We start from the raw sequence: 25,701 nt of genomic DNA, 5'->3' as shown, positions 1-25,701 counted from the left end.
TTTTCTCGCCATCCCCGCGAAGGCGGGGATTCATGGACTTGCCCTGAAGTCGTGAAGCTCCTCGCCCGTCATCCCCGCGGAAGCGGGAATCCAGCGACTTGGCTTTTCTCGCCATCCCCGCGAAGGCGGGGATCCATGGACTTGCCCTGAAGTCATGAAGCTCCTCGCCCGTCATCCCCGCGGACGCGGGGATCCAGCGCCTTTGCTTTTGCCCGCCATCCCCGCGAAGGCGGGGATCCATGGACTTGCCCTGAAGTCATGAAGCTCCTCGCCCGTCATCCCCGCGGACGCGGGGATCCAGCGCCTTTGCTTTTGCCCGCCATCCCCGCGAAGGCGGGGGGATCCATAGCCTTTGTTTTGAAGCCTTGAAGCTTCTCGCTCGTCATTCCTCGGCTTTCAACAGACGAGTGTCCAGTCAATCGGGAATCCAGGGATTTTGCTTTTCCAACAAGCCATCCGCGGCGTGACTGAAAGCGGCGCATAACCGCTCCGGAGGAGGTCACGGAAGAGCCGTCGCTCGCGTGCTTGATCTGTAGAGGCATGTACGGAGCGGGCCAAGGCGCCTCCAATCCATCCTGCCGCTGTCGCCAACGGAAAGACAACGCCCCCGGATCCCCGCCTTCGCGGGGATGACAAGCCAGCGAAGGCGCATTGCCCAGCCGGTTGCTCTTGAAGTTGCTCTTGAAGTTGCTCTTGCAGTTGTTCTTGCTGTTTCTATTGCAGTTGCTCCAGTTGCGCGGTCGCCCTTGTTCTTGTTTTTGACATTGAACTTGCCGGGGCCCCGTAGCGCAGCGGCGGGCGGGACGGATCAGGCCCGCAGGGCGCGCGGCAGGGATGCCGCGCGTTTTTCGACAGGACAGGGATGTCCTGTCGAAAAACCCCGGCCCGTCCGCGGACCCGGAGCGAAGCGTAGGGCGCGTAGCTCCGGGGTGCCCTTTCTTTTGGTTATCTTTTCTTTGGGCAAGCAAAGAAAAGTAACTCGCCCCGCAGGGGCGAAAGCCTTTGATGTTGTTGTTGCTTCAAAGCTTCAAAGCCTCAAGCCTCAAAGCCTCAAAAGCAAAGTCACTGGATCCCCGCGTTCGCGGGGATGACGAGCAAAGGCAAAGCAAAGCCCCTGGATCCCCGCTTGACTTGACATTCGTCCGTTGAAAGCCGCGGGGAGGATGAGCAAAAGCCAAGTCGCTGGATCCCCGCTTCCGCGGGGATGACGAGTAAAGGCAAAGCAAAGCCCCTGGATCCCCGCTTGACCGGACATTCGTCCGTTGAAAGCCGCGGGGATGACGAGCAGAAGCCAAGTCACTGGATCCCCGCTTCCGCGGGGATGACGGGCGAGAAACGCAAAAGCTTCAAAGCAAGGTCACTGGGTCACGCATTCGCTGTAATGGCGAGCAAAGAGCAGGTTCAAAAGCAAACTCACCTTCGCGGGATAACCAACCCATTACTCCCCGCGCGCATCCTTCACCACGTCGCCGCCCTTCATCACGAACGGAACGGCCTCCAGCAACGTCACGTCCTGCGTCGGATCGCCCGGCACCGCGATCAGGTCGGCCAGACGGCCGGCCTCGATCGCGCCGCGATCGTTGCGGTCGAGCGCCTGCGCGGCATTCACGGTCGCCGCCTGGATCGCTTCGGTCGGCGTCATGCCGTACTTCACCATCCAGCGGAACTGCCGGCCGTTGTCGCCGTGCGGGTATACGCCGGCGTCGGTGCCGAAGATCATCTTCGCGCCCGCGGCATGCGCCTTGCGGAAGTTCTCGCGCTGCACATCGGCGATCTCGCGGTCCTTGCGCAGGTTGTCCTCGAGCACGCCGTTCTTCTTCCCTTCCGACTGCGTGTACTCGGTGTTGTAGATGTCCATCGACAGCCACGCGCCGCGCTGCTTTGCGAGCTTGATGCCCTCGTCGTCGATCAGGCTGGCGTGCTCGATGGTGTCGACGCCGGCGCGGATCGCATCCCGGATGCCGGCGGCGCCATGCGCATGCGCGGCGACCTTCATGCTGGCCATGTGCGCCTCGTCCACGATCGCCTTCATCTCGTCGAGCGTGAGCTGTTGCGCGCCTGGTTCGTCGCCGTGCGAGAACACGCCACCGGTCGCGCAGATCTTGATCACCTGCGCGCCGTACTTGCGCAGGGTGCGCACCGCCTTGCGGCCCTCGTCGGGGCTGTCGACGTTGAAGGGTGCCTTCTCGTCCATCGACGGCGGGAAGAAGGTGGAATCGCAGTGGCCGCCGGTCGCGCCGATCGCGTAGGTCGCGGTGACCAGGCGCGGACCGACGACCTTGCCCTCGTCGATGGCCTGGCGCAGGCCGACGTCGTTCCATGCATCGGAGCCGACGTTGCGCACCGTGGTGAAACCCGCCTGCAGCGTCTTCAGCGCATGCGGCACGGCCAGCATCGACCAGAAGCGGTCGCCGTACTGCAGGCCGGTGTAGCCGCCGTAGCTTGGATCGCTGTCGAGGTGCACGTGCATGTCGATCAGGCCCGGCAGCAGGGTCATGTCACCGAGGTCGTAGCGCGGCGTATCGGTGGACACGATGCCGTTGTCGCGGCCCTCGAGCACCTGCGTGATGTGCCCGTCTTCGACCTGCACGGTGACGTCGTGGAGCATGCGCCCGCTGCGCACGTCGAGCAGGCGTGCCGCGGTCACGATCGCGTTGCCGTGATCGAGCGCGTGGGCGGCGCCGACAGGCAGCAGACACAGCAACGACAGCGTCAGGTGGCGCAGAGCGGGCATACCGGTGACCTCGTGGGTGGCGGCCGGCGTCAGCCGACCTTCTGGAATTCGAACGGCGATGCCGGCTGCAGCCACGGCAGCAGCCAGTGGTCGAGCAGCAGGAAGGCGAACAGCGCCATCAGGTACACGATCGAATAGCTGAAGACCTTCATCGCGTACAACTCGTCCGGCGGATTCATCAGCTTCCATGCATGCCAGAGGAACACCGCGCCGAGCACCAGCGCGCCGCCGAGGTAGAACCAGCCGCTCATCCCCGCGGCGAACGGCAGCACCGTCACGACCACCAGCAGCACGGTGTAGAACAGGATCTGCCAGCGCGTGTACTGCACGCCGTGCGTCACCGGCAGCATCGGCACCATCGCCTTGCGGTAGTCCTCGCGGCGGAAGATCGCCAGCGCCCAGAAATGCGGCGGCGTCCACACGAAGATGATCAGCACCAGCAGCAGCGCGTGCGACCAGTCCCATTCGCCGCGCATGCCGGTGATCGACGCCCAGCCCAGCAGCGGCGGCGCCGCGCCGGCGATGCCGCCGATCACGATGTTCTGCGGCGTCGCGCGCTTGAGGAACACGGTGTAGACGACCGCGTAGCCGATCAGCGAGGCGAAGGTCAGCACCGCGGTGATCAGGTTCACCCACAGCCCCAGCACAAGCATCGACAGCACGCCGAGCACGAGGGCGAAGGCGAGCGCCTGCTTCGGCGTGATCTGTCCGGCGACGATCGGCCGCCACGAGGTGCGCGCCATCTTCGCGTCGATGCGCGCGTCCAGCAGCTGGTTGATCGCCGCCGCGCTCGAGGCCGCCAGCCAGATGCCGAGGAAGCCGAGCAGGCCGCGCCGGGTTTCCTCCAGCGTCGGCAGTCCATCGATCGCCAGCAGCATGCCCACCAGCGCGGTGAACACGATCAGCGCGACCACGCGCGGCTTGGTCAGGTCGAAGTACTGGCGGAGGGTGGACATCAGGTGGGCAAGGCGGGAATGGGGAATGGGGAGCGGGAATGGGGAATGAAAGGGCGCGGGCAGCGTGAGCTGTAGACGGCAGCGGGACGTCCGAAAGCGCGGAACGATCGCGATCGGCTCCCGCTCCCCATTCCCCATTCCCCTTTCCCGCTTTTCGCCTTCACATCAGTGCTCCGGCGCCCGCAACCGCGCCAGCAGCGACACCAGCACGAACAGCAGCAGCGCCGCGCCCGCGTTGTGCAGCACCGCCACGGCCAGCGGCAGGCCCAGCTTGACGTTGGCGATGCCCAGCGCGACCTGCGCCAGCACCAGCGTGGCCAGCAGTCCGCCCCAGCCGCGCATGCCCGGCGTGCGCAGCAGCTTCGTCGCGAACCACAGCAGGTACACGAACACGATAACGGCCATCATCCGATGCACCAGCTGGATCGCGATGCGCGACTGGCCATCGAGGATGCCGCCTTCGTAGTCGACGCCGATGCCGCGCCACAGGACGAAGCCTTCGCGGAAATCGTGCGGCGGCCACCAGCGGCCCACGCAGGTCGGGAAGTCGTTGCCGCAGGCGAGCGCGGCGTAGTTGGCGCTGGTCCAGCCGCCCAGTGCGATCTGCAGCGCGAGCACGATCAGGCCGACCACGACCCAGCGCCGCATCGTCTGCGCATCGGCGAGACGGATCGGCTGGTCGGTGGCGCGCCACGCCATCCACGTCAGCAACGAGAAAGTGGTCAGGCCGCCGATCAGGTGCCCCATCACCACGATGGGCTTGAGCAACCAGGTCACCGTCCACATGCCCAGCAGCGCCTGGAACACGATCACCGCGAGGGTCAGCGCGGCGACGCGCGAGAGGTCGAGGTTGTTCCAGCGCAGTGCCGCGAACAGCAGCGCGGCTTCGCCGAGCACGGCCAGCACCGAGGCGGCGGCGTGCTGCCCCAGGATGTAGAGCACCACCGCGATCGCCACGAGCGCCGCGGCGCCGAGCACCTGGACCACGCCGCGCGCGCGGCGGCGCGCCGCCAGCAGCGCGAGGCTGAGCACCAGCAGGCCGAGCACGCCGGCGATCATGCGATGCACCTGTTCGCGCCAGGCCTTGTGCGTCTCGAACGGACGGATCGCGCTCGCGGCGTGTTCGCTCACTTCCTGCGCCGCGGACGGCCAGGTGGCGCGGCCGTAGCAGGTCGGCCAGTCGGGGCAGCTCAGGCCGGCATTGGACAGGCGCACGAAGGCGCCGAACACGATCACGCCCAGCGCGAGCGCGACGGCAAGCCACGCGATGCGGTGGAAGTGGCGATGGAGGACGGTGCGGGTCGGTTTGTTCGGAGCAGTCATGCGCGGCGTGCCTTACTTCAGCTTCAGCAGCTTGGCCAGGTCGGAGCGCAGGTCGCCCGGGTCGGCGCCGGCAGCGTAACGCAGAATCACGAACCCGTTGGGATCGATCAGGTACAGCGGTACGCCGCGGCCGCCGCTCCACGTCACGGCGTCCACGCGCGGCAGCTTCGCGCGCAAGCCCGCATCGGCTTGCAACAGGCGCAGGTTGGGCAGCGGCGGCGCGCCGGCCGGCAGCGCGCACGGCGTCGCTGCGCACAGCCACAGCACATCCACGCGCGTGGCCTCGCGGCCCTGCAGTTCCCACACCTTGTAGAGATCGTTGGCCACCTTTGCGCATTCGGCGGCGCAATCGGCGGGCGGCGCCAGAACGATGCGCCAGGTGCGTGCGACGGGATTCCAGCGGTAGTCGCCGCCGTCGAGCAGCTTCGGCGTGAGCGCGCGCAGGTCCGCGGGCGGCTGCAGCAGTTCGCCCTTGTTCTTCATTCCCGCCGGGCGCCAGCCGGAGAAGCGCAGCACGCCGGCAAAGAACAGGCTGCCGAAGAACAGCGCGAAGATCACCAGCAGCATCATCCGGTTGCGGTTGCGCGTGGCGGTGTCGGGCGCAGCGGAATGTTTATCGGTCATGGCGGGGCTTTCGGAACGTCAGGATCAGGGCGGTCGCCAGCACGGCGGTGGCCAGCGCAAACCACTGCAGCGCGTAGCCGCGGTGGCGTTCGGGCGGCAGGGTGTTGGCGAGCAGTTGCAGGTCGCGCTCGTAGCCGAAGTGCAGCGCGGGATCGAGGCGCAGCACGCGCGGGGCAAGCGGCGTCGACAGGTGCAGCGCGCGCGAGATCGCATCGGTGTCGATGCGCGTGAGCACCCAGCCCTCGCCCTGCGCGGCGATGCCCGCGCCCAGCGCGAGTCCCGACGACGGCGGCGGCGTCAGCAGTCCGCGTACTTCGAGGCGGCCCGCCGGCAACGCGACTGTGGGCATGACCCGGTTGGCGGGCAGCGGCAGCCAGCCCAGATCGACCAGCAGCGGCGGCGCGGCATCGGGGACGAACACGCGGTACGCGTGCACGCCGGCGCGGCCGTTGCGCTGCTGGTTGTCCAGCCACAGCGGACCGCGTGCGGCGAACTGGCCGCGGCCCGCGCTCCAGTCGTAGGCGTGCGTGCGCGCGGCATCGGCGGCCTGCGCCAGCGGCAGCGGGCGGCGCTGCGCGAGCACCTGCGCGACCGCATCGAGCATGGCCTGCTTTTCCACCGCGCGCTGCGACTGCCACAGGCCCAGGCGCGCGAAACCCGCGATCGCCAGCACGGCCAGGGTCCAGCCGACGACGAGGTTGCGCCGGCGGCTCACGCCTGCCTCCGCGCGGACTGCGATAATGCGTGAACGGGTGCGCAGGCCGCGCGCCGGAGCGTCGCCATGAAGACTCTGCTGATCGTCGCCGTCCTGATCCTCATTCTCTGGAACCTCGGTGCCGGCCTCTACTACATGCTCATCGACAAGGGCGAGGGCAAGCGCACGGTGAACGCGCTGACTCGCCGCATCGCGCTCTCCATCGCGCTGATCATCGGCGTCGTCATCGCCGCCAAGATGGGGTGGATCGAATTCCACGGAGTGGGCAGGAGCCCCTGAAACCCTGGATTCGGATTAGGGATTCGTAAAAAGCAAAGAGCGACGGGGGCACCGTCGCTTTTTGCTTTGGGGCTCGTCTTCGCTTCTAACGGATCACGAATCCCGAATCACCAATCCCGGCTTACAGCACGTAGACGAACAGGAACAGCCCCAGCCACACCACGTCGACGAAGTGCCAGTACCAGGCCACCGCTTCGAACGCGAAGTGGTGTTCCTTGTTGAAGTGGCCGCGCGCGCAGCGCAGCCAGATGATCGCCAGCATGATCGTGCCGAGCGTCACGTGCGCGCCGTGGAAACCGGTGAGCATGAAGAAGGTCGAGCCGTAGATGCCCGAGCCGAGCGTCAGGTTGAAGTGCTTGTAGGCCTCGATGTACTCGCTGGCCTGGAAGTACAGGAACAGCGCGCCCAGCAATACCGTCGCGCCAAGGAAGGTCAGCAGCGTCTTGCGCGCACCGGCCTTCAGCGCGTGGTGCGCGATGGTCACGGTCACGCCTGAGGACAGCAGGATCAGCGTGTTGAGCAGCGGCAGGCCCCAGGCCGGCACGGTCTGGAAGGTGCCGCCCACGCCGCCGGGACCATTGGTCGGCCAGCCGGCGGTGTAGCCGTTCCACAGCAGCGCGTTGGTCATCACGCCGTCGCCTTCGCCCGACAGCCACGGCAGCGCGTACTGGCGCGCGTAGAACAGGGCGCCGAAGAACGCGGCGAAGAACATCACCTCCGAGAAGATGAACCACACCATGCCCATGCGGAACGAGGTGTCGACCTGCTTGTTGTAGTTGCCCTTGATCGACTCGCGGATCACGTCGCCGAACCAGCCGAACAGCACGCCCGCCATCAGCGCGATGCCGAAGAAGAACACGGCCTTGCCCCAGCTGACCTGGTTGAACCAGCTGGCCAGGCCGACCATGGTGGTGAACAGCGCGATCGAGCCGAGGAATGGCCAGCGGCTGCTGTGCGGCACGAAGTAATGGTGGGCGTCTGCGTGTGCTTGAGCCATGGCGGGTGTTCCAGTCAGGGTGCTATGCAATGAAAACTCAGGGCGCCGCGTGCGAAGCGGCGGCGCTACCGGCCAGCTTCGACGTCAGCACGTCGTTCTTGAAGAAGGTGTACGACAGGGTGATCGTCTGCACGTCCGGCGGAAGGTTCGGATCGACGATGAAGCGCACGGGCATGTCGCGCGTTTCGCCGGCCTGCAGGGTCTGGGCGGTGAAGCAGAAGCACTCGGTCTTGGCGAAATAACCCGACGCCCGCGCCGGCGCCACCGACGGCACCGCGCTGCCGACGATGGCGCGCGTACTGGTGTTGGTGGCCTTGTAGCTCGCCGAGTACTGCTCGCCCGGGTGCACCTTCATCGTCAGCTGGTTGGGCGCGAACTGCCACGGCAGCTTCGAGTTCACACCGCCGTCGAACTGCACGGTGACCACGCGCGTGTTCGTCGCCTTCGTATCGGCCACGCCCTGCGCCGCGGTGCGTTCCAGGCGGATCCCCAGCACCTTCTCGCAGGCGATGCGGTACAGCGGGATCAGGCTGAAGCTGAAACCGAAGGCGGCGATCGCCACCACCACCATCTTCGCGATGCCGCTGGTCGGCTTGCGCGTCGTGTTGTCCGGTGCCGCGGTCACTTCGACAGTCCCACCATCGCGATGAAGCCGACATAGACCAGCACGGCGATGACCGCGATCCACAACGCGGTGCGGCGCGCGAGCTTGCGGCGCGCGTCGACGTCCCGTGGCGGAAGCTGTTGTGGATTCATCGCGACCGGTCCGGCCTGTTCAGTGCGTGATGTCGCCGTGGGCGAGGTCGCCGTCGCGGATCACCGGCGGCACGCTGAAGGTGTGGTGCGGCGCCGGGCTCGGCACGGTCCACTCCAGGCCACGGGCCGATTCCCACGCGCGCGCTTCGGCCTTGGCGCCGTTGCGCAGCGAGTGCCACAGGATGAAGCCCATCAGGAACGGCGTGACGAACATGCCGAAGGCGCCGATCGAGCTGACGAAGTTCCAGTCCGCGAACACCACGTTGTAGTCCGGGATGCGGCGCGGCATGCCGGCCAGGCCCAGGAAGTGCTGCGGGAAGAACAGCAGGTTGACGAACACGACCGTCCACCAGAAGTGGAACTTGGCCAGCGGCTGGCTGTACATGCGGCCGGTCCACTTCGGCCACCAGTAGTACACCGCGGCGATGATGCCGAACAGCGCGCCGGTGACGAGCACGTAGTGGAAGTGCGCGACGACGAAGTAGGTGTCGTGGTACTGGAAGTCCGCCGGCACGATCGCGAGCATCAGGCCCGAGAAGCCGCCGATGGTGAACAGGATCACGAAGGCGATCGCCCACAGCATCGGCGCTTCGAAGCTGATCGAGCCGCGCCACATCGTGGTGACCCAGTTGAACACCTTCACGCCGGTCGGGACCGAGATCAGCATCGTCGCGAACATGAAGTAGATCTCGCCACCGAGCGGCATGCCGACGGTGAACATGTGGTGCGCCCACACGATGAACGAGAGGAAGGCGATCGCGGCGGTCGCGTACACCATGGCCTGGTAGCCGAACAGCGGCTTGCGGCTGAAGGTCGGGATGATCTCCGACACCACGCCGAAGGCCGGCAGGATCATGATGTAGACCTCGGGGTGGCCGAAGAACCAGAAGATGTGCTGGAACATCACCGGGTCACCGCCGCCGGCCGCGTTGAAGAACGAGGTGCCGGCGTACTTGTCGGTCAGCAGCATGGTCACCGCGCCGGCGAGCACCGGCATCACCGCGATCAGCAGGAACGCGGTAATCAGCCACGTCCAGCAGAAGATCGGCATCTTCAGCAGGTCGACGCCGGGGGCGCGCATGTTGAGCACGGTCGCGATGATGTTGATCGCGCCCATGATCGAGCTGATGCCCATCATGTGGATGGCGAAGATCGCGAAGGCGACGTTGTTGCCGCCCTGCAGCGACAGCGGCGGGTACAGCGTCCAGCCGCCGGCCGGCGCGCCGCCGTCCATGAACAGGGTCATGAGCAGCAGGGTGAAGGCGAACGGCATGATCCAGAAGGACCAGTTGTTCATGCGCGGCAGCGCCATGTCCGGCGCGCCGATCTGCAGCGGCACCATCCAGTTGGCCAGGCCGACGAAGGCCGGCATCACGCCGCCGAAGATCATGACCAGCGCGTGCACGGTGGTCATCTGGTTGAAGAACTCGGGCTTGACGAACTGCAGGCCCGGCTGCATCAGCTCGGCGCGGATGATCACCGACATGGCCGCGCCGATGATGAACATCACGAACGAGAACACCAGGTACAGCGTGCCGATGTCCTTGTGATTGGTCGAGAAGAACCAGCGCTCGATGAAGCCCTGCTTGTGCTCGTGGGCGTGGTCGTCGTGGTGCACGGGCGCGTGCGTGGCTTCGTAATGCGTCGACATGGTCGTGCCTCGGTAACTCGTTCGGATCAGCCGGCGACCGCGGCGGCGGTCGGGGCTTCGATGGCGGCAGCGGCGGGCGCGGCTTCGGCCGGCGCTTCAGCCGGGGCGGGAGCCGCAGGCGCGGCCGGCGTCGCCGGCGCGTTCTTCGCCTTCTGCTCGGCCAGCCACGCGGCGTATTCGTTCTTCGGCAGCGCGCGCACGACGATCGGCATGAAGCCGTGGTCCTTGCCGCACAGTTCGGCGCACTGGCCGCGGTACACGCCCGGCTCGGTCACTTCGGCCCAGGCCTCGTTGACGATGCCCGGGATCGCATCCTGCTTCCAGCCCAGCGCCGGCACCCACCAGGCGTGGATCACGTCGTCGGCGGTGATGACGAAGCGCACCTTGGTGCCGACCGGCAGCACCAGCGCGTTGTCGACGTCGAGCAGATAATTCGAATGGTCGGCGGTCCGCGCGTCGACGCCGCTCTGGCGGATCTCGTCGCTCTTGCGGTCCAGGCGGCTGGTGAAGCTGACGCCCTCGCCGAGGTACTCGTACTTCCACATCCACTGGTAGCCGGTGACCTTGACGGTCATCTGCGATTCGCGGGTGTCGTACATCGCGATCAGCTTGCTGGTGGCCGGGAATGCCATCAGCACCAGCAGCACGATCGGGATTACCGTCCAGATGATTTCCAGCTTGGTGCTGTGGGTGAAATCCCGGTCCGGCACCGCGCCCTGGGAATGGCGGAACTTGAACATGGCGACGAACATGGCGCCGAACACCAGCACGCCGATGCCGACGCAGATCCACAGCGACAGCATGTGCGCCTCGTAGGCGTTGTGCGCCAGCGGCGTGGCGCCCTCGCCCATGTTGAGCTGCCAGCGGTGTGGCGCGTGGGACCATGTATCGCTGGCGGCCTGGGCGAAGGCGAGCAGCGGAGCGGCCATCGCGGCCACGCCCATTGCCCACTGTCCCGCGGTCCGAAGCTTGCTACGACCGGAATTCATCAGTTCGAGCCCCGAAAAGATCAGTTGATTCGTGGTGTCGCTCCGCGGGCTGCCTCGGTCGTGCCGCTTCGGTGCGAAGCGGCGTCGGCTCCGGCGGGGAGCCGCGCGGAACGAGGTGGCTGGCAGGTCCGGACCGGATCGTCGACAAAGTCCGATCGATCGGCCGGAACCCATCACGCCGGAGGCATGCCCAGGCGGGCGGGAGCTTCGCGGACGCTACGGAATAACCGCGAAATGGTAGCGACCGGGCCGCGAGCGGGCAACCCGCGGCACGCACGGCGGCGGACCGGTTCAGGGCGAAAAACCGGCAAATCCGGCACAAAACCGCTCACCCGACCCGCCGGACCGGACGACCCCGGGGCCGCGCGTGCCGGCGCCGAAGCTCTAAACTATGGGGCTCTCCACCGCAGCCGCGGACCCGATGAACCCAGCCACCCCCGCCACCGTCCCGGCGGACGCCGCGCCGCCGGCGCCCGACCAGGTCAACCGCGACCTGATCAGCCCCGAACTTCCCGCCCCGCCGTCCGGGCCGCGTGCCGCGATCACCGCCGGCTGGGTTCGCGACGAGGCCGACCACGTCCGCACGCTGCTCGCGCAGGCCCGCCTGCCCGAATCCGAACGCCTGCAGGCCCAGGCCACCGCCGCCGACCTGGTCCGCCGCGTGCGTGCGCGCGCCAAGGACCAGGGCGCGATCGAGGCCTTCATGCGCCAGTACGACCTGGGCAGCGAGGAAGGCGTGCTGCTGATGTGCGTGGCCGAGGCGCTGCTGCGCATTCCCGACGAGGAAACCGCGGACAAGCTGATCCGCGACAAGCTCGGCGACGCCGACTGGAAAAAGCACCTCGGCCAGTCCGATTCGATCCTCGTCAACGCCTCGACCTGGGGCCTGATGCTGACCGGCCATCTCGTCGATCTCGCCGACGAAACCAAGCGCGACGTGCACGGTGCCTTCAAGCGCCTGCTCGGCCGCGTCGGCGAACCGGTGATCCGCCTGGCCGTGCGCCAGGCGATGAAGATCATGGGCCACCAGTTCGTCATGGGGCGCACCATCGGCGAGGCGCTCGCGCGTTCGCAGAAGGGCGACAACGCGGCCTACCGCTATTCCTTCGACATGCTCGGCGAAGGCGCGCTCACCACGAAGGACGCGCTGCGCTACCTGCAGGCCTACCGCGACGCGATCCACGCCATCGGCAGGAGCGGCGAGTGGACCAGACGCGAGGTCTTCGGCGTGCCGTCGATCTCGGTGAAGCTGTCCGCGTTGCATCCGCGCTACGAGCACGCCAAGCGCGAACGCGTGCTCGCCGAACTGACGCCGCGCGTGCTGGAACTGGCGCAGCTGGCGAAGTCGCACGGCATCGGCTTCACCATCGATGCGGAAGAAGCCGATCGCCTGGAACTCTCGCTCGACGTGATCGCCGCGGCGTATGCCGATCCGTCGCTCGCCGGCTGGGAAGGCTACGGCCTGGCCATCCAGGCCTACCAGAAGCGCGCGCCGGAGGTGATCGACTTCATCGCCGACCTCGCCCGCCGCCACGGCCGCCGCATTCCGGTGCGCCTGGTGAAGGGCGCGTACTGGGACAGCGAAGTGAAGCGCGCGCAGGTCGATGGCCAGCCGGGCTATCCGGTGTTCACGCGCAAGCCGAACACCGACGTGTCGTATCTCGCCAACGCGCGCCGCATGCTGGAGGCGAGCGACGCCATCTACCCGATGTTCGCGACGCACAACGCGCACACGATCGCGACGATCTGGCAGCGCGCGAAGTCGATGGGTCGCGCGAAGCACTTCGAATTCCAGAAGCTGCACGGCATGGGCGACGACCTGTACGCCGAAGTCATTCCGGCCGATCGTCTGGACGTGCCCTGCCGCGTGTACGCGCCGGTCGGTTCGCACGAGGACCTGCTGCCGTACCTGGTGCGCCGCCTGCTCGAGAACGGCGCCAATTCCAGCTTCGTCAACCGCATCACCGACGAGGACATCGCCATCGACGACCTCATCCAGGATCCGGTCGAGACGGTGTCCGCCTTCGAATCCATCGCGCATCCGCGCATTCCCCAGCCGGTCGACCTGTACCGCAGCTACGGCATTGAAAGGAGCAATTCCATGGGCGTGAACCTCGCCAACGACGACCAGCTGCGCGCGCTCGCCGAGCAGGTCAACGCCGCGACGAAGCAGGGCTGGCGCGCCACGCCGCTGGTGCCGGGCGCGAAGGCGGGGGGGCCGGACATCGCCGTCACCAACCCGGCCGACCGCCGCGAAACCGTCGGCCAGTGGCAGGCCGCCGACAGCGCCACCGTCGAGGCTGCGCTGAAGAATGCGGTCGCCGCGTTCGACGGCTGGAATGCCACGCCGGCCGCCTCGCGTGCCGCGATCCTCGAGCACGCCGCGAACCTGCTCGAGCAGCGCATGCCGCAGTACATCGCGCTGTGCACGAAAGAAGCCGGCAAGACCATCCCCGACGGCGTCGCCGAGGTGCGCGAAGCCGTCGACTTCCTGCGCTACTACGGCGCGCAGGCGCGTTCGATGTTCAAGCCCGAAGCCCTGCCCGGACCGACCGGCGAATCCAATACCCTGCAGCTGTCCGGTCGCGGCGTGTTCGTTTGCATCTCGCCGTGGAACTTCCCGCTGGCGATCTTCATCGGCCAGGTCTCCGCCGCGCTCGCCGCGGGCAACACGGTCATCGCCAAGCCCGCCGAGCAGACCAACCTGATCGGCTACTACGCCATCAAGTTGCTGCACGAAGCCGGCGTGCCGGAAGCTGCAGTGCAATTCCTGCCGGGCGACGGCGCCACCGTCGGCGCCGCCTTGACGCGCGATCCGCGCGTGGCCGGCGTCGCCTTCACCGGTTCGACCGACACGGCGCGCGCGATCAACCGCGCACTGGCCGCGCGCGACGCCGCGATCGGCGTGCTGATCGCCGAGACCGGCGGGCAGAACGCGCTGATCGCCGACTCGTCCTCGCTGCCGGAACAGGTGGTCAAGGATGCGATCTCCTCGGCCTTCACCTCCGCCGGCCAGCGCTGCTCGGCCGCGCGCGTGCTGTTCGTGCAGGACGACATCGCCGACAAGGTCACCCACATGCTCGCCGGCGCGATGGCCGAGCTGAAGGTGGGCAACCCCGGCCTGCTCTCGACCGACGTAGGCCCGGTGATCGACGAGGACGCGCTGAAGATGCTGCGCGAGCACGCCGAACGCATGGATCGCGAGGCGACGAAGATCGCCGAAGTGCAGCTCGACGACGCGACCGCCCACGGCAGCTTCTTCGCGCCGCGCGCCTACGCCATCAAGTCGATCGACGTGCTGCACAGGGAGGTCTTCGGCCCGGTGCTGCACGTGGTGCGCTGGAAGGCGGACCAGCTCGACAATGTGATCGATGCGATCAACGGCACCGGCTATGGGCTCACGCTCGGCATCCACTCGCGCATCGACGAGACCGTCGAGCAGATCGCCTCGCGCATCAAGGTCGGCAACTGCTACGTCAACCGCAACCAGATCGGCGCGGTGGTCGGCGTGCAGCCGTTCGGCGGGCAGAATTTGTCCGGCACCGGCCCCAAGGCCGGCGGCCCGCACTACCTGCCGCGCTTCACCACCGAGAAGACCATCACCATTAACACCACCGCCGCCGGCGGCAATGCCTCGCTGCTGACGCTGGGCGACTGAGGGACGCCGCGCGGCGACGCATTCGCATCGCGGCAGAACAGGAAAAAGCCCCGCATTTGCGGGGCTTTTTCGTTATTGCCGTGCGATGGAGCCGATCAGAACTTGAACTGGCCGGCGATGCCGTACAGGTTCGCCGAGCCTTCGGCTTCGCCCACCAGCAGCGAACCGCTGGAGGAGACGACGTTGATGCGAGGGTTGTCGACTTCGATGCGCTGGAAGGCGGCATCGACCGAGAACGCATCCGTGACCTGCCAGGTCAGGCCGATCGAGTACAGCTTGCGATCGTTGTCGGGCAGGCGCGGCGTGCGGGTTTCGTCGTGGGTCGGGGTCTCGTCCATGCCGAAACCGGCGCGCAGCGTGAGTGCATCGTTCATGTCCCACTCGGCGCCGAGCGAATAGAACTCGGTGTCCTTCCAGTCGAACTCTTCGGCACCCAACGAGATGCCGTTGCTGCGACGCACGTCCACCGTGCGCAGCGACGACCAGTCGGTCGCCTGCCAGTCGGCGAGGAGGCGGAAGTTGTCGGTGAAGTCGTAGCGCAGGCTGATGGTGTCGATGCTCGGCGTGGTCAGGTCGGCGCCGCCGGGACCGTCGGCGAAACCGGCCGCAAGCGGGCCCAGGCCGGCCTGGACGGCCGCCGGCACGGTGAAGTCGATGTCGCCTTCGATCTCGTGGTCGATTTCCGAACGGTGCGAGTAACCGATCGTCAGCGAATCGGTCGGCTGCCACTGCACGCCGGCCAGCCAGCCGATGCCGGTGCTGTCGCCGTCGATGCTGATCGCGCCGTCATGGCTCTGCGGATGGAACGGGAACGCCGGGTTGAAGCAGTTCAGCGGATTGCCCGAGCCGGTGCACAGCGCGGTGCCGAAGTCGATCGCCTTGGTCAGGGTGGCGTCGGCGCGCTCGTAGATGAAACCGCCGCCGACCGAGAAGCGCTCGTGCAGCTTGACCGACGCGGACAGGGTGAAGTCGACGGTCTTCACTTCCGACTTCAGCGCGTGGTAGCGGCCGACCCAGCCGTCTTCGTATTCGGTCTTCAGGCCGAACGGCGCACCGATGCTGGCGCCGATGGTCAGGCCTTCGAGGGCACCGTGCATCGGGAAAATCGCGGAAATGTTCGGCACCGGGGTGAGGTCGCCGGCGTCGCCACCGTCACTGCCGGTCAGCGCCGGCGCCGCCGGGCCGAAACCGGCCGCAGCCACGCCGCCGCCCTTGAACTTGAAGCTCAGGTCGATCGCCGTGACGTCGGCGCGCACGGTGGTCTTGTCGAAGCCCGACATCGCGGCGGGGTTGCCCGTCACCACGGTGGCGTCGTCGTTGTTCACCGCGCTGCCGGCGTTGGAGCGACCGAGGTTCTTCACGCTCGATTCGCGCAGCTGGAAGCCGCTGGCGTGCGCCTGGCCCATGGCCAGCACGCCGGCGATGCCGAGCGCGAGCGCGCTGAAGGTGATGCGATTTGCATGATTCATGTGTGTACTCTCTCCGATGGAGTGCGTGTTCTTTTTTGAGTCTTCTTCTTGGTCGTCTGCGCGGCGCCGGCCAGGCCGTGCCGTCGCGCGCCGAGACCCCCTCCCGACGTACGACACCGTATGCACTATAGCGTGGGCATTAACCGGATGCTAACAATGCCAGGACGGCCCGCCGGAGCGTCCGCGACGGCTTGCGCCCCCTTCCGGATCGCGTCCGGGCCATGAGCGTTTTCGTGTCCCTGCCCTCGCGTGACCGGACGCCCCGCCGCTGGGCGGTGGCGCTGCTGTTCGTGCTGCTGTGGGCCTGTTTCCTGGCGTTCGCGACGCTGCCCAACCCGCAGCAGCAGCGGCTGATGCTCGACTGGGGCACGTTGTCCGGCGCGCTGGCCGCGCCCTCGGACTGGATGGCCTGGCTGCGCGACGGCCGCGTCCTGCGCCTGTTCACCGCGCTGTTCCTGCACGCCGACTGGGCCCACCTGCTGGGCAATCTGGTGTTCCTGCTGATCTTCGGGCTGTCCGCCGAGCGCGCGATGGGCCCGTGGCGCCTGCTCGCGTTGTTCCTGTTGGGCGGCGCCGTCGCCAACCTGGCGGCGGCGATCGCGATCGGCACGCCCGACCGCCTGATCATCGGCGCGAGCGGGGCGGTGTCCGCGCTGATCGGCGCCTACCTCGCGCTGTTTCCCGGGGCCAAGCTCGGCGTGGTCGTGCCGCTGGGCCTGTTCCTGCAGTTCGTGAAGGTGCCGGCCGCGCTGCTGATCGGCGTGTGGGCGCTGCTGCAGCTGGTCTTTACCTTCATCGGTCCGGCCTTCGGTGCGGTGGCGTGGTCGGCGCACCTGGCCGGTTTCGCGTTCGGTGGCGTCTTCGCACTGATCGCGAAGGCGGGCATCGCCCGGCGGATGCGGCGCCGGCGCGGCTATTGAGTGCTTGAGAAGCGCCGGATCGGACCCATCGTGGTGAACTGCACGTCCATTGCGTCCCTGCCCCGCCCATGAAGCCGCTCTACAAGGTCACCTTCCACAACGCCGGTCGCATCTACGAGTTGTACGCGCGCAAGGTCGCGTCGGGCGCGCTGTGGGGTTTCACCGAAGTGTCGGAACTGGTCTTCGACGTCCACGACGGCATGGTGATCGATCCGACCGAGGAACGCCTGCGCGACGAGTTCGCCGCGACGCGCGTGCTGCACCTGCCGATGCAGAGCATCGTCCGTATCGAGGAAGTCGAGCGGAAGGGCCAGTCGGCGATCCGCGACGCCACTACGGGCGAGAAGGTGGTGACGCCGTTCCCGATGCCGGGCAAGCCGCGCTGAGCCGATGCGGTTGCGTCCGCAGCGGCAAAGATCGCTGCGGCTGCGCGGCACCATAAATTCTCGCTGTCGATCCTGGGCGCTGATCGGCGCGATCACGCGCACGCCCGACCGCCCAGTCGCGATGCCGCTCAGCCCTTGGGCGGCGTTTCCTTCTGCGCCACGCTGGGCTTCTTCAATTCGCTCAGGGCCGCAGCGATCGGCGCGTCGCCTTCCAGCACTTCGCCCGCGTTGGTGCCCGGCGCGTCGTCCTCGTCGCCGCGCAGGTGGCCGCGCAGGCTGGCTTCGGTGTAATCCGCCTTGCCGCCGTTCTGCGCGTCCTTGCCGGCGTGCAGCTCGACGTCGGGCACGATGCCCAGGGCCTGGATCGACTTGCCGCTGGGGGTGAAGTAGCGCGCCGTGGTGAGCTTGACCGAATCGCCGTTGTCGAGCGGCAGCACGGTCTGCACCGAACCCTTGCCGAAAGTGCGGCTGCCGACGATGCGCGCGCGCCGGTTGTCGTGCAGGGCGCCCGCCAGCACTTCCGACGCGCTCGCCGAACCGGCATCGACCAGCACCACCACCGGCGCGCCGCCGCTGCGATCGCCCGGCGTCGCGCTGAATTCGGCATCGCTGATCGGCACACGGCCGCGCGTGCTGACGATCTTGCCCTTCTCCAGCAGGCTGTCGGCGATCTGCACCGCCGAGGTCAGCAGGCCACCGGGGTTGCTGCGCAGGTCGATGACGAGGCCACGCAGCGTGCCGCCGGCCTGCTCGCGCAACTTGTCGAGCTTGCGGTCGAAATCCGCCGCCGTGTCGGCCTGGAACGAGGCGATTCGCAGGTAGCCGTAACCGGGCTCGAGCATGCGGCTCTTCACGCTGACGATGCGGATGGTTTCGCGCGTGAGCACGACGTCGAACGGCTTGGGCTGGTCCTCGCGCACGATCGTGAGCGTGACCTTGCTGCCGGGCTCGCCGCGCAGCGGTCCGGAGGTATCGCCCTCGTCGGGCTTGAAGGGTTTGCCGTCGATCGCGGTGATGAGATCGCCCGGCTTGATGCCGGCGCGTGCCGCGGGCGTGTCGTCGATCGGCGCGATCACGCGCAGCGAACCGTCGGGCTGACGCTGCAACTCCACGCCGACGCCGCCGTAGGAACCGCGCGAGGCTTCGTCGAATTCTTCCGCGGTGTCGCGTTCCATGTACACGCTGTGCGGATCCAGATCGAACAGCAGGCCGCGGATCGCCGACTGCATCAGCGTCTTGTCGTCGATCGGCTCGACGTAGGCTTCCTTCACCGCGTTGTAGATAGCGACGTAGCGGCGGATCTCGGCCAGCGGCACCTTCGAGGCGCTGGTGTCCTCGGCGTCGGGCGCTTCGATCGGCGCGTGCGCACTGTCCGGCGCGTCCTGGCCCGGCGCGTCCTGGGCGAAGACAGGCGTGGCCGCGAGGGCGAGCGCGAGCGGCAGAAGGCGCAGGGTGGCGCGGCGGACAGGCATGGGGCGGATACTCCGGAGGGCAGCGGACGTTGGACCGCCGGCGGCGACGCGGGTTCGACGGTCGCCCGATTATGGACACATCGCGCCGGCGGCCGGCGAAGGAATCATTAAGTCCGCGGCCGGCGGCGCGCCCTGTTCAGCGCAACCAGGTGTTCGGATTCACCGGCTGGCCGTTGCGGCGCAGTTCGAAGTACAGGGCGGCACGGCCGTGGCCGCCGGAGGTGCCCACGGTCGCCACCGGATCGCCACGCCGCACCTGCGCGCCCACGTCCCGGAGCAGGGCGTCGTTGTGCGCATACAGGCTCATGTAGCCGTTGCCGTGATCGATGATCAGCAGCAGGCCATAACCGGTCATCCATTCGGCGTAGACCACGGTGCCGTCGGCGACGGCCTTGATCGGCGTGCCCGCATTCGCGGCGATCAGCAGGCCCTGGCTGCTGCGTCCGTCCGGCATCGTCCCGCCGTAACCCGCGAGCAGTGCACCCGACAGCGGCCAGCCCAGGCCGCCGACCTGCAACGGCGCAGCGCGCGCGACCACCGGTGGGCGCGTCGCCGCACGGTTGCTGCCGGCGCCGCGCCTGGCCTCGCGCGCCGCCTTTGCCGCCGCCGCGCGGCGTTCGGCCTCGGCACGTGCGGCGGCCGCGCGCAGTTTCGCCAGCAGTTGCTCCAGGCCCTTGGCGTCGCGACCGAGCGCCTGTTCGCGCTGGCGACGGTCCTGGTATTTGCGGTCCAGTTGCGTGAGCAGCGCGGCACGCGAGCGGCGATCGACCTGCAGCTGGCCCAGTTGCGCGCGCAATTGCGCGCGCGTGCGGACCAGGTCGCTGCGCCGGGCGACGATGTCGGCTTCCAGCGCGTCGAGCTCGCGCAACTGCGCCGACAGTTCGGCGATCCGGCGCGCGCGATCGGCCTGCACGTAACGCTGGTAGACGCGCAGGCGGTTGGCGTCGGCGATGCGGTCCTGCGCCAGCAGCGCCTTGAGCGGGCCGGCCTCGCCCTGCGCGTAGGCGGCGCGCAGCAGGCGTGCGAGTTCCTCGCGGCGCGCGCCGAGCGTGGCCTGCGCGGCGGCGCGTTGCTCCTGCAATTGCGCCAGCGCCTGCTCGTCCCGCGTGAGGCGCGATTCGGTTTCGCGCAGCACGCGGCTGGAACGGCCCACTTTCTCGTCGGCGGCGCGCAGCTGCTGGGTCGCGTTGCCGCGCTCGCCTTCGATCCGACGGCGCTCCGCCGCTACTTCCTGCAGTTCGCGCTTGACGCGTTCCAGGCGACGCTCGGTTTCGCCGCGGCTCTTCGTCGCGGATTCCTGCGCAGTCGCCGGCGCGATCGACGCCGGCAGGATCGCGCCCAGCAATGCGGCGAGGACGAAGACGCGGGCGCTCATCCGGCCAGCAGGGTTTCCGCCTGGGCGACGCTGGCCAGCGTGTCTTCGACCAGCAGGCTGCTGCCGGTCATTTCGGCAGGTCGCGGCAGATCGAGGAGGTCGAGGATGGTGGGGGCGACATCGCGCAGGGCGCCGCCGCTGCGCAGCGTGGCCGCGCGCGGCCCGGCGTAGACGAAGGGCACCGGGCCCACCGTGTGCGAGGTGTGCGGCTGGCCGGTTTCGGGATCGCGCATCATCTCGACGTTGCCATGGTCGGCCGTGACCAGCAGCGCGCCGCCGACCTCGCGAACGGCGCGGGCGACTTCGCCGATGGCGACGTCCACGGCTTCGGCGGCGCGGATCGCGGCGGCGAGGATTCCGCTGTGTCCGACCATGTCGGGGTTGGCGATGTTGCAGATCGCCACGTCGATCTCGCCGGAGCGGATCGCGGCCACCAGCTTCGCGGTGACTTCCGGGCAACTCATTTCGGGCTGCAGATCGTAGGTCGCGACTTTCGGGCTGGGCACCAGCACGCGGGTTTCGCCGGCATACGGCTCTTCGCGGCCGCCGCTGAAGAAGAAGGTGACGTGCGCGTACTTTTCGGTTTCGGCGATGCGCAGCTGTTTCAGGCCGGCATCGGCCAGCACTTCGCCCAGCGTGTTGCGCAGGTCGTCGGGCGCGAAGGCGACCGGGGCGGGCAGCTTCGCGTCGTATTCGGTGAGGCAGACGAAACGCGACAGGCGCGGGCGGCGCGCTTCGAACCCGTCGAAGCCGGGCGCGACGAAGGCGGCCGTGAGCTGGCGCGCGCGGTCGGCGCGGAAGTTCATGAACACGATCGCATCGCCGTCGTCCACGCGCGCGCCGGCGCCGATCAGCGTGGGCACGACGAACTCGTCGTTCTCGCCGCGCGCGTAGGCCTCGCGCAGGGCGGTCAGCGCATCGGCGGCGCGGTGTTCGGCGCTGGCCTCGACGATCGCGTCCCAGGCGCGGCGCTGGCGGTCCCAGCGCTTGTCGCGGTCCATCGCGTAGTAGCGGCCGCTGACCGTGGCGATGCGGGCATTGCCGACCCGGTCGCATTCGGCCTGCAGCCGCTCCAGGCTCGGCTGCGCCGACTGCGGCGGCATGTCGCGGCCATCGAGGAAGGCGTGTACCGCGACGCGCGGCACGCCCTCACGGCGGGCCAGTTCGAGCATCGCGAAGATGTGGTTTTCGTGGCTGTGCACGCCACCCGGCGAGAGCAGGCCCATGACGTGCAGCGTCGCGCCCCCGGCCGTCGCGGCGGCGCAGGCCGCGCGCAGTTCGGCGTTGGCGAAGAAGCTGCCGTCCTCGATCGCGCTGTCGATCCGGGTGAGGTCCTGGTAGACGATGCGGCCGGCGCCCAGGTTCATGTGGCCGACTTCGGAATTGCCCATCTGCCCGTCCGGCAGACCGACGAAGCCGCCCTCGGTGTGGATCAGGGTATGCGGATTGGCGGCCAGGAGCGCGCGCCAGTTGGGCAGGGTCGCCTGCGCCAGGGCGTTGTCGGTCGGATCGTCGCGGTGGCCCCAGCCGTCGAGGATCAGCAGGACGACGGGCTTGGGACGCGGATTCGGCGACACAGCGGCTTCCGGTGACTTCGGGCAGGGGCGGATTGTAGCGGAGCGCGGTATTTAGACGGTTCGCCCTGGACGGCGCGACGGCATCTAAACCCGATCCCGCCCCGCCGCATCCGATAGGGCAACCCCCAATGGAGTCCACCATGATCCGTACCCGTATCGCCCTGGCGCTGCTCATCGCCCTCGCCGCCGTCTCCGCACACGCGTCGGAACACGACGTCTCCAAGGTCAACGGCAGCATCACGGTGGCCGAGGGCGAACAGTACGGCTCGCTCGACACCGTCAACGGCGGCATCGAGATCGGCGCCAACGCGCGCGTCGCCAGCGCGGAAACCGTCAACGGCGGCATCGAAGTCGGCGCTCGCGCGCAGACCGGCTCGCTCGAAACGGTCAACGGCGGCATCCACATCGATGAGCACGTCACCACGTCCGGCGGCCTGAGCACGGTGAACGGCGGCATCTTCGTGGGCCGCGGCGGCACCATCAACGGCACGGTGGAAACGGTCAACGGCGCGATCGGCCTGGTCGACACCGATGTGAGCGGCAGCATCGAAACCGTCAACGGCGACGTCACCGTCGGCATCGGCTCGCATGTGCGCGGCGGCCTGCACTACAGCAAGCCGGGACGCTCGTTCATCCTCATCGGCAAGAAGCGGATTCCGCGCGTGATCATCGGCCCCAACGCCCAGGTCGACGGCCCGCTGCGCTTCGAGCGCGAGGTCGTGCTTTATGTGCACTCGACCGCACGCACCGGCGCGATCAGCGGCGCGACCGCGATCCGCTTCGACACGCCGCAGCCGCCGGAGCAGTAAACGGTTTCATCGCCCGAACTGAACGGGACCGCGTCACCGTTCCGCGATCGGGCGTCCAAGCCGGCAATTTCGGCACGGCCGGCCCACCGCGGGCCGTGCCTAGAATGGGACTCCAATGGGTTGGGAGATCCCATGTCACATCGTTCCATCGCCTGCCTGCTGGCCGTTGCAGCACTGGCCGCGTGCAAACCGGCATCCCGCGATGCGGATGTCGCCAACAACGCGGGCCCCGCGTCGGCTTCACCTGCCTACCACGCCGGCATCGATGCCGACGATTTCGCGCAGCATGTGCGAACGCTGGCGTCCGATGAGTTCGCCGGTCGCGGACCGGGGAGCGACGGCGAAACGCGCTCGGTGGCGTACCTGGAAGCGCAGTTCAAGCGACTCGGGCTCCGCCCCGGCAACGGCGACAGCTTTTTCCAGACTGTGCCGATGGTGGAAACCGTCGCCGACGAGAACGTCACGCTGAAGCTCGATGTCGCCGGCAAGCCGCGCGAGCTGCGGTTCGGCAGCGACATGGTCATCGGCACGCGCACCGGAAAACCGGAAGTGCGGCTGGACAACAGCGAACTGGTGTTCGTCGGCTACGGCGTCAACGCGCCGGAATTGGGCTGGAACGATTACGCCGGCGTCGACGTGAAGGGAAAGACGGTCGTGATGTTCGTCAACGACCCCGGATTCCACCAGCAGGATCCGTCGCTGTTCGAAGGCAACCGGATGACCTACTACGGGCGCTGGACGTACAAGTTCGAGGAGGCCGCGCGTCAGGGCGCCGCGGCCGCGCTGATCGTGCACGACACCGAAGGCGCCTCGTACGGCTGGGAAGTCGTGAAGAATTCCTGGAGCGGCGCGCAGTTCGATCTGCGCGCAGAAGATGATCCCGCGCCTCGCGTGCCGTTGCAGGGCTGGATCAGCGGCGAAGCGGCGCGGTCACTGTTTTCCGCGCTCGGCCAGAACCTGGACGCGCTCTACGCCGCGGCCGGCAAGCGCGGCTTCAAGGCGATGCCGCTGGATGCCCGGGCGTCGATCGACCTGCGCAGCCGGATCAGCGAGAAGGCGTCGCGCAACGTGATCGCGCGGCTGGATGGCGCCGCTCATCCGGACGAGGCGATCGTCTACATGGCGCACTGGGACCATCTGGGCGACCACGGGCACGAGGCCGACGAGCACGGTGGCGCGACGCAAGCGCAGTCGGGAGACACGATCTACAACGGCGCCGTCGACAACGCCACCGGCGTGGCCGGCATCCTCGAAATCGCCGACGCCTTCGTCCACCAGCAGCCGCGTCCGGATCGCTCGCTCGTGTTTTTTGCGCCCACGCTCGAAGAGTCCGGACTGCTCGGGTCGCGCTACTACGTCGCGCATCCCGTGGTGCCGCTCGCGAAGACGGTGGCAGTTATCAACCTCGATGCCATGCCGGTAATCGGCAAGGCCCGTGACATGACCGTGGTAGGTTTCGGCAGCTCGCAGCTCGAGGACCTGCTGCGGACGATCGCGCAACGTCAGGGCCGCACGTTGCATGCCGAAGCTACGCCGGAAGACGGCTTCTATTTCCGTTCGGATCACTTCAACTTCGCGCGCGCGGGCGTACCGGCTCTGTACGCCAAGGGCGGAGACGATCTGATCGACGGCGGGACCACCGCCGGCCGACTCGCGCAGGTCGACTATCGCGACCGCCGATACCACAAGCCGACGGACGAATACGACCCGGCGTGGAAACTCGACGGAATCATCCAGGACCTGGAGGCGCTGTACGGAGTCGGCCGCGAACTCGCCAGCAACGGGCAATGGCCCCGCTGGTACGAGCGCAATGCATTCCGGCGTGCGCAGGACCGCTTGCGCGCGGAAGCGACCTCGCGCTGATTCTCCGGAGTTCCAGCGAGTTTTCCATGCCTACCGCGGGGTGACCGACGCGCTCCGCGGTTCATCTTCACCGCAACGGCTTTCCAGTGACATGGCAGCCGTTGCGGAAGGCGCGTCGGGCGCTGCGCCTCCTTGTGGAGTAGGCTGCTTTCAGGCCAACCCGATGGAGACATGCCATGAGTCTCGCGATCGCCTATTGGTGCGTGCTGATCGCCGCCTTGCTGCCCTACGTGTGGGTCACGATCGCCAAGGCGAGCGGCGAGCGCTACGACAACCGCGATCCCCGTGCCTGGACCGCCAGGCAGACCAATCCGCGCGTCCATCGCGCGAACGCCGCGCAGCTCAACAGCTACGAATCCTTTGCTCCATTCGCAGCCGCCGTGATCCTCGCGCAACTGGCGGGGGTGGCAGCGGAGCGGATAGCACTGCTGGCCATGCTGCACGTGCTGTTCCGCATCGTCCATGGCGTGGTGTACATCGCGGGCCTGCCCCACGGGTTGCGCAGCCTGGCGTGGGGCGTCGCGTTCGCCTGCACGCTGTTGCTGGTGGGGCAGGCGGCGGTGCAGGTGGCGTGAGGAGTGTTATGGGTACTCTCGGAAGTTGTGCCAGTTGGAATTTCACTTCGGATGAAAAGCGCATGGCCACGGTTGTCTGCGCGCGAACCGACTTGACCAGGAAACCTTAGGAGAGCGTCATGGTGCTGCATTCGATGCTCGCTCATAGCCCGACTTTTCTTTTCCTGATGTCCGGCCTCCTGCTGGTGCTGTATGTGGTGGCGCGCTTGGTCCGGCGCATGGGGCGGCACATGCTTGAGCGTTTCCGACGGACCTGATGATGCGGCGAGGTGTCGCGCACTAACTGTTCGGCGCGACCTTTTCCCCGAGCGGCCAGCGTTCTCGCGGGATGTAAAGGGGTCGCGATCAGGGGGCCTTTTTCATGTGGCACCTTGCGGGTGCCGAGCGTTGGCCGGCGCCTTGCGGGTGAGGGGCTGCGAATCTCGCGCGATCTCAAGGGGACGCAATCCGGGGAGTTCTTCGTGTGGCACATCACAGGAGCCGAGCGTTGGCCGGCGCCTTGCGATGAGGGCTTGCCGAACGAGTAGGCAAATGCCTTGACGACGTGATTGCGCTCGGCCGCCGGGAGGTATG

At 67.8% G+C, this 25,701-nt stretch carries 22 protein-coding genes; 8 read left to right on the top strand and 14 right to left on the bottom strand.

The features are described 5' to 3' along the window. Positions 1-1,438 precede the first annotated feature (1,438 nt). The 5 genes from ACFPN1_RS14595 to ACFPN1_RS14575 all read right to left on the bottom strand — a co-directional run bounded on the left by ACFPN1_RS14595 (position 1,439) and on the right by ACFPN1_RS14575 (position 6,352). On the bottom strand, positions 1,439-2,734 hold the full coding sequence (locus tag ACFPN1_RS14595) for a Xaa-Pro dipeptidase (RefSeq protein ID WP_386755895.1): 1,296 nt from the start codon (positions 2,732-2,734) through the stop codon (positions 1,439-1,441). Positions 2,735-2,763: 29 nt separating this feature from the next. Beyond that, on the bottom strand, positions 2,764-3,693 hold the full coding sequence (gene cyoE, locus ACFPN1_RS14590; RefSeq protein WP_386755986.1) for a heme o synthase: 930 nt from the start codon (positions 3,691-3,693) through the stop codon (positions 2,764-2,766). Between the two features lie 162 nt (positions 3,694-3,855). Then, positions 3,856-5,013: a COX15/CtaA family protein gene (locus ACFPN1_RS14585; RefSeq protein ID WP_386755894.1), complete on the bottom strand. Its 1,158-nt coding sequence runs from the start codon at positions 5,011-5,013 to the stop codon at positions 3,856-3,858. A 12-nt stretch (positions 5,014-5,025) separates the two neighbouring features. Continuing rightward, complete coding sequence (locus ACFPN1_RS14580; protein ID WP_386755893.1) at positions 5,026-5,637, bottom strand: hypothetical protein; 612 nt, start codon at positions 5,635-5,637, stop codon at positions 5,026-5,028. Next, entirely contained in the window at positions 5,627-6,352 is a 726-nt protein-coding gene (locus tag ACFPN1_RS14575) for an SURF1 family protein (RefSeq protein WP_386755892.1), read from the bottom strand. The genes ACFPN1_RS14580 and ACFPN1_RS14575 overlap by 11 nt, the downstream gene beginning before the upstream one ends. Before the next feature lie 66 nt (positions 6,353-6,418). Between ACFPN1_RS14575 and ACFPN1_RS14570 the strand changes: the two genes are divergently transcribed. Next, positions 6,419-6,631 carry a twin transmembrane helix small protein gene (locus tag ACFPN1_RS14570; protein ID WP_386755891.1) on the top strand — a complete coding sequence of 71 codons (213 nt, stop codon included), beginning with the start codon at positions 6,419-6,421 and terminating at the stop codon, positions 6,629-6,631. Positions 6,632-6,752: 121 nt separating this feature from the next. Here the strand turns inward: ACFPN1_RS14570 and ACFPN1_RS14565 are convergent, their stop codons facing one another. From ACFPN1_RS14565 to coxB, 5 genes are read right to left on the bottom strand one after another with little or no spacing between them, the layout of a single operon-like run. Continuing rightward, positions 6,753-7,628: a cytochrome c oxidase subunit 3 gene (locus ACFPN1_RS14565; protein WP_386755890.1), complete on the bottom strand. Its 876-nt coding sequence runs from the start codon at positions 7,626-7,628 to the stop codon at positions 6,753-6,755. A gap of 37 nt (positions 7,629-7,665) precedes the next feature. Next, a complete protein-coding gene (locus tag ACFPN1_RS14560) occupies positions 7,666-8,253 on the bottom strand; it encodes a cytochrome c oxidase assembly protein (protein WP_386755888.1) in 588 nt (195 codons plus the stop codon). After that, positions 8,250-8,384: a hypothetical protein gene (locus ACFPN1_RS14555; RefSeq protein WP_386755887.1), complete on the bottom strand. Its 135-nt coding sequence runs from the start codon at positions 8,382-8,384 to the stop codon at positions 8,250-8,252. The genes ACFPN1_RS14560 and ACFPN1_RS14555 overlap by 4 nt, the downstream gene beginning before the upstream one ends. A 19-nt stretch (positions 8,385-8,403) precedes the next feature. Next, positions 8,404-10,035, bottom strand: a complete 1,632-nt coding sequence (ctaD, locus tag ACFPN1_RS14550; protein WP_386755886.1) for a cytochrome c oxidase subunit I — start codon at positions 10,033-10,035, stop codon at positions 8,404-8,406. A gap of 26 nt (positions 10,036-10,061) precedes the next feature. Continuing rightward, entirely contained in the window at positions 10,062-11,024 is a 963-nt protein-coding gene (gene coxB / locus ACFPN1_RS14545; RefSeq protein ID WP_386755884.1) for a cytochrome c oxidase subunit II, read from the bottom strand. A 421-nt stretch (positions 11,025-11,445) separates the two neighbouring features. On the opposite strand from coxB, the gene putA reads away from it, so the two are divergent. Beyond that, positions 11,446-14,682: a bifunctional proline dehydrogenase/L-glutamate gamma-semialdehyde dehydrogenase PutA gene (putA, locus tag ACFPN1_RS14540; RefSeq protein WP_386755883.1), complete on the top strand. Its 3,237-nt coding sequence runs from the start codon at positions 11,446-11,448 to the stop codon at positions 14,680-14,682. 95 nt (positions 14,683-14,777) lie between these two features. On the opposite strand, the gene ACFPN1_RS14535 is transcribed toward putA, so the two are convergent. Further along, complete coding sequence (locus ACFPN1_RS14535) at positions 14,778-16,151, bottom strand: OmpP1/FadL family transporter (RefSeq protein WP_386755882.1); 1,374 nt, start codon at positions 16,149-16,151, stop codon at positions 14,778-14,780. Positions 16,152-16,372: 221 nt separating this feature from the next. Here ACFPN1_RS14535 and ACFPN1_RS14530 point away from each other — a divergent pair, with 221 nt between their 5' ends. After that, entirely contained in the window at positions 16,373-17,071 is a 699-nt protein-coding gene (locus ACFPN1_RS14530) for a rhomboid family intramembrane serine protease (RefSeq protein ID WP_386755880.1), read from the top strand. A gap of 68 nt (positions 17,072-17,139) precedes the next feature. Beyond that, a complete protein-coding gene (locus ACFPN1_RS14525) occupies positions 17,140-17,457 on the top strand; it encodes a DUF1820 family protein (protein ID WP_386755879.1) in 318 nt (105 codons plus the stop codon). A gap of 128 nt (positions 17,458-17,585) precedes the next feature. Here ACFPN1_RS14525 and ACFPN1_RS14520 read toward each other — a convergent pair whose 3' ends face one another. The 3 genes from ACFPN1_RS14520 to gpmI all read right to left on the bottom strand — a co-directional run bounded on the left by ACFPN1_RS14520 (position 17,586) and on the right by gpmI (position 21,881). Next, complete coding sequence (locus ACFPN1_RS14520) at positions 17,586-18,929, bottom strand: S41 family peptidase (RefSeq protein WP_386755878.1); 1,344 nt, start codon at positions 18,927-18,929, stop codon at positions 17,586-17,588. A gap of 136 nt (positions 18,930-19,065) precedes the next feature. Continuing rightward, positions 19,066-20,304: a murein hydrolase activator EnvC family protein gene (locus tag ACFPN1_RS14515; RefSeq protein ID WP_386755877.1), complete on the bottom strand. Its 1,239-nt coding sequence runs from the start codon at positions 20,302-20,304 to the stop codon at positions 19,066-19,068. After that, positions 20,301-21,881, bottom strand: coding sequence for a 2,3-bisphosphoglycerate-independent phosphoglycerate mutase (gpmI, locus tag ACFPN1_RS14510; RefSeq protein WP_386755875.1), 1,581 nt, complete (start codon positions 21,879-21,881; stop codon positions 20,301-20,303). The genes ACFPN1_RS14515 and gpmI overlap by 4 nt, the downstream gene beginning before the upstream one ends. Before the next feature lie 140 nt (positions 21,882-22,021). Between gpmI and ACFPN1_RS14505 the strand changes: the two genes are divergently transcribed. The 4 genes from ACFPN1_RS14505 (at position 22,022) to ACFPN1_RS14490 (ending at position 25,385) form a co-directional block, all read left to right on the top strand. Further along, positions 22,022-22,690, top strand: coding sequence for a DUF4097 family beta strand repeat-containing protein (locus ACFPN1_RS14505; protein ID WP_386755874.1), 669 nt, complete (start codon positions 22,022-22,024; stop codon positions 22,688-22,690). Between the two features lie 132 nt (positions 22,691-22,822). Continuing rightward, positions 22,823-24,553, top strand: a complete 1,731-nt coding sequence (locus tag ACFPN1_RS14500; RefSeq protein ID WP_386755873.1) for a M28 family metallopeptidase — start codon at positions 22,823-22,825, stop codon at positions 24,551-24,553. 176 nt (positions 24,554-24,729) lie between these two features. Then, positions 24,730-25,128 carry an MAPEG family protein gene (locus ACFPN1_RS14495; RefSeq protein ID WP_386755871.1) on the top strand — a complete coding sequence of 133 codons (399 nt, stop codon included), beginning with the start codon at positions 24,730-24,732 and terminating at the stop codon, positions 25,126-25,128. Positions 25,129-25,247: 119 nt separating this feature from the next. Next, positions 25,248-25,385, top strand: a complete 138-nt coding sequence (locus ACFPN1_RS14490) for a hypothetical protein (RefSeq protein ID WP_386755870.1) — start codon at positions 25,248-25,250, stop codon at positions 25,383-25,385. Positions 25,386-25,701: the final 316 nt, after the last annotated feature.

It is taken from the genome of Lysobacter yangpyeongensis (assembly GCF_042655745.1).
Lineage (GTDB): Bacteria > Pseudomonadota > Gammaproteobacteria > Xanthomonadales > Xanthomonadaceae > Agrilutibacter > Agrilutibacter yangpyeongensis.
The sequence above is the reverse complement of the archived record's forward strand: the minus strand, read 5'-3'. Positions and strand labels throughout refer to the sequence as shown.

Excerpts from the sequence above, each read along its gene's own strand:
- ACFPN1_RS14505 (WP_386755874.1), top strand. The coding sequence starts at position 22,022 with ATGATCCGTACCCGTATCGCCCTGGCGCTGCTCATCGCCCTCGCCGCC.
- ACFPN1_RS14490 (WP_386755870.1), top strand. The coding sequence starts at position 25,248 with ATGGTGCTGCATTCGATGCTCGCTCATAGCCCGACTTTTCTTTTCCTG.
- ACFPN1_RS14530 (WP_386755880.1), top strand. The coding sequence starts at position 16,373 with ATGAGCGTTTTCGTGTCCCTGCCCTCGCGTGACCGGACGCCCCGCCGC.
- putA (WP_386755883.1), top strand. The coding sequence starts at position 11,446 with ATGAACCCAGCCACCCCCGCCACCGTCCCGGCGGACGCCGCGCCGCCG.
- ACFPN1_RS14495 (WP_386755871.1), top strand. The coding sequence starts at position 24,730 with ATGAGTCTCGCGATCGCCTATTGGTGCGTGCTGATCGCCGCCTTGCTG.
- ctaD (WP_386755886.1), bottom strand. The coding sequence starts at position 10,035 with ATGTCGACGCATTACGAAGCCACGCACGCGCCCGTGCACCACGACGAC.
- ACFPN1_RS14525 (WP_386755879.1), top strand. The coding sequence starts at position 17,140 with ATGAAGCCGCTCTACAAGGTCACCTTCCACAACGCCGGTCGCATCTAC.
- ACFPN1_RS14555 (WP_386755887.1), bottom strand. The coding sequence starts at position 8,384 with ATGAATCCACAACAGCTTCCGCCACGGGACGTCGACGCGCGCCGCAAG.
- ACFPN1_RS14520 (WP_386755878.1), bottom strand. The coding sequence starts at position 18,929 with ATGCCTGTCCGCCGCGCCACCCTGCGCCTTCTGCCGCTCGCGCTCGCC.
- ACFPN1_RS14595 (WP_386755895.1), bottom strand. The coding sequence starts at position 2,734 with ATGCCCGCTCTGCGCCACCTGACGCTGTCGTTGCTGTGTCTGCTGCCT.
- ACFPN1_RS14565 (WP_386755890.1), bottom strand. The coding sequence starts at position 7,628 with ATGGCTCAAGCACACGCAGACGCCCACCATTACTTCGTGCCGCACAGC.
- ACFPN1_RS14580 (WP_386755893.1), bottom strand. The coding sequence starts at position 5,637 with ATGACCGATAAACATTCCGCTGCGCCCGACACCGCCACGCGCAACCGC.
- ACFPN1_RS14500 (WP_386755873.1), top strand. The coding sequence starts at position 22,823 with ATGTCACATCGTTCCATCGCCTGCCTGCTGGCCGTTGCAGCACTGGCC.
- ACFPN1_RS14585 (WP_386755894.1), bottom strand. The coding sequence starts at position 5,013 with ATGACTGCTCCGAACAAACCGACCCGCACCGTCCTCCATCGCCACTTC.
- coxB (WP_386755884.1), bottom strand. The coding sequence starts at position 11,024 with ATGAATTCCGGTCGTAGCAAGCTTCGGACCGCGGGACAGTGGGCAATG.
- ACFPN1_RS14570 (WP_386755891.1), top strand. The coding sequence starts at position 6,419 with ATGAAGACTCTGCTGATCGTCGCCGTCCTGATCCTCATTCTCTGGAAC.
- ACFPN1_RS14515 (WP_386755877.1), bottom strand. The coding sequence starts at position 20,304 with ATGAGCGCCCGCGTCTTCGTCCTCGCCGCATTGCTGGGCGCGATCCTG.
- ACFPN1_RS14535 (WP_386755882.1), bottom strand. The coding sequence starts at position 16,151 with ATGAATCATGCAAATCGCATCACCTTCAGCGCGCTCGCGCTCGGCATC.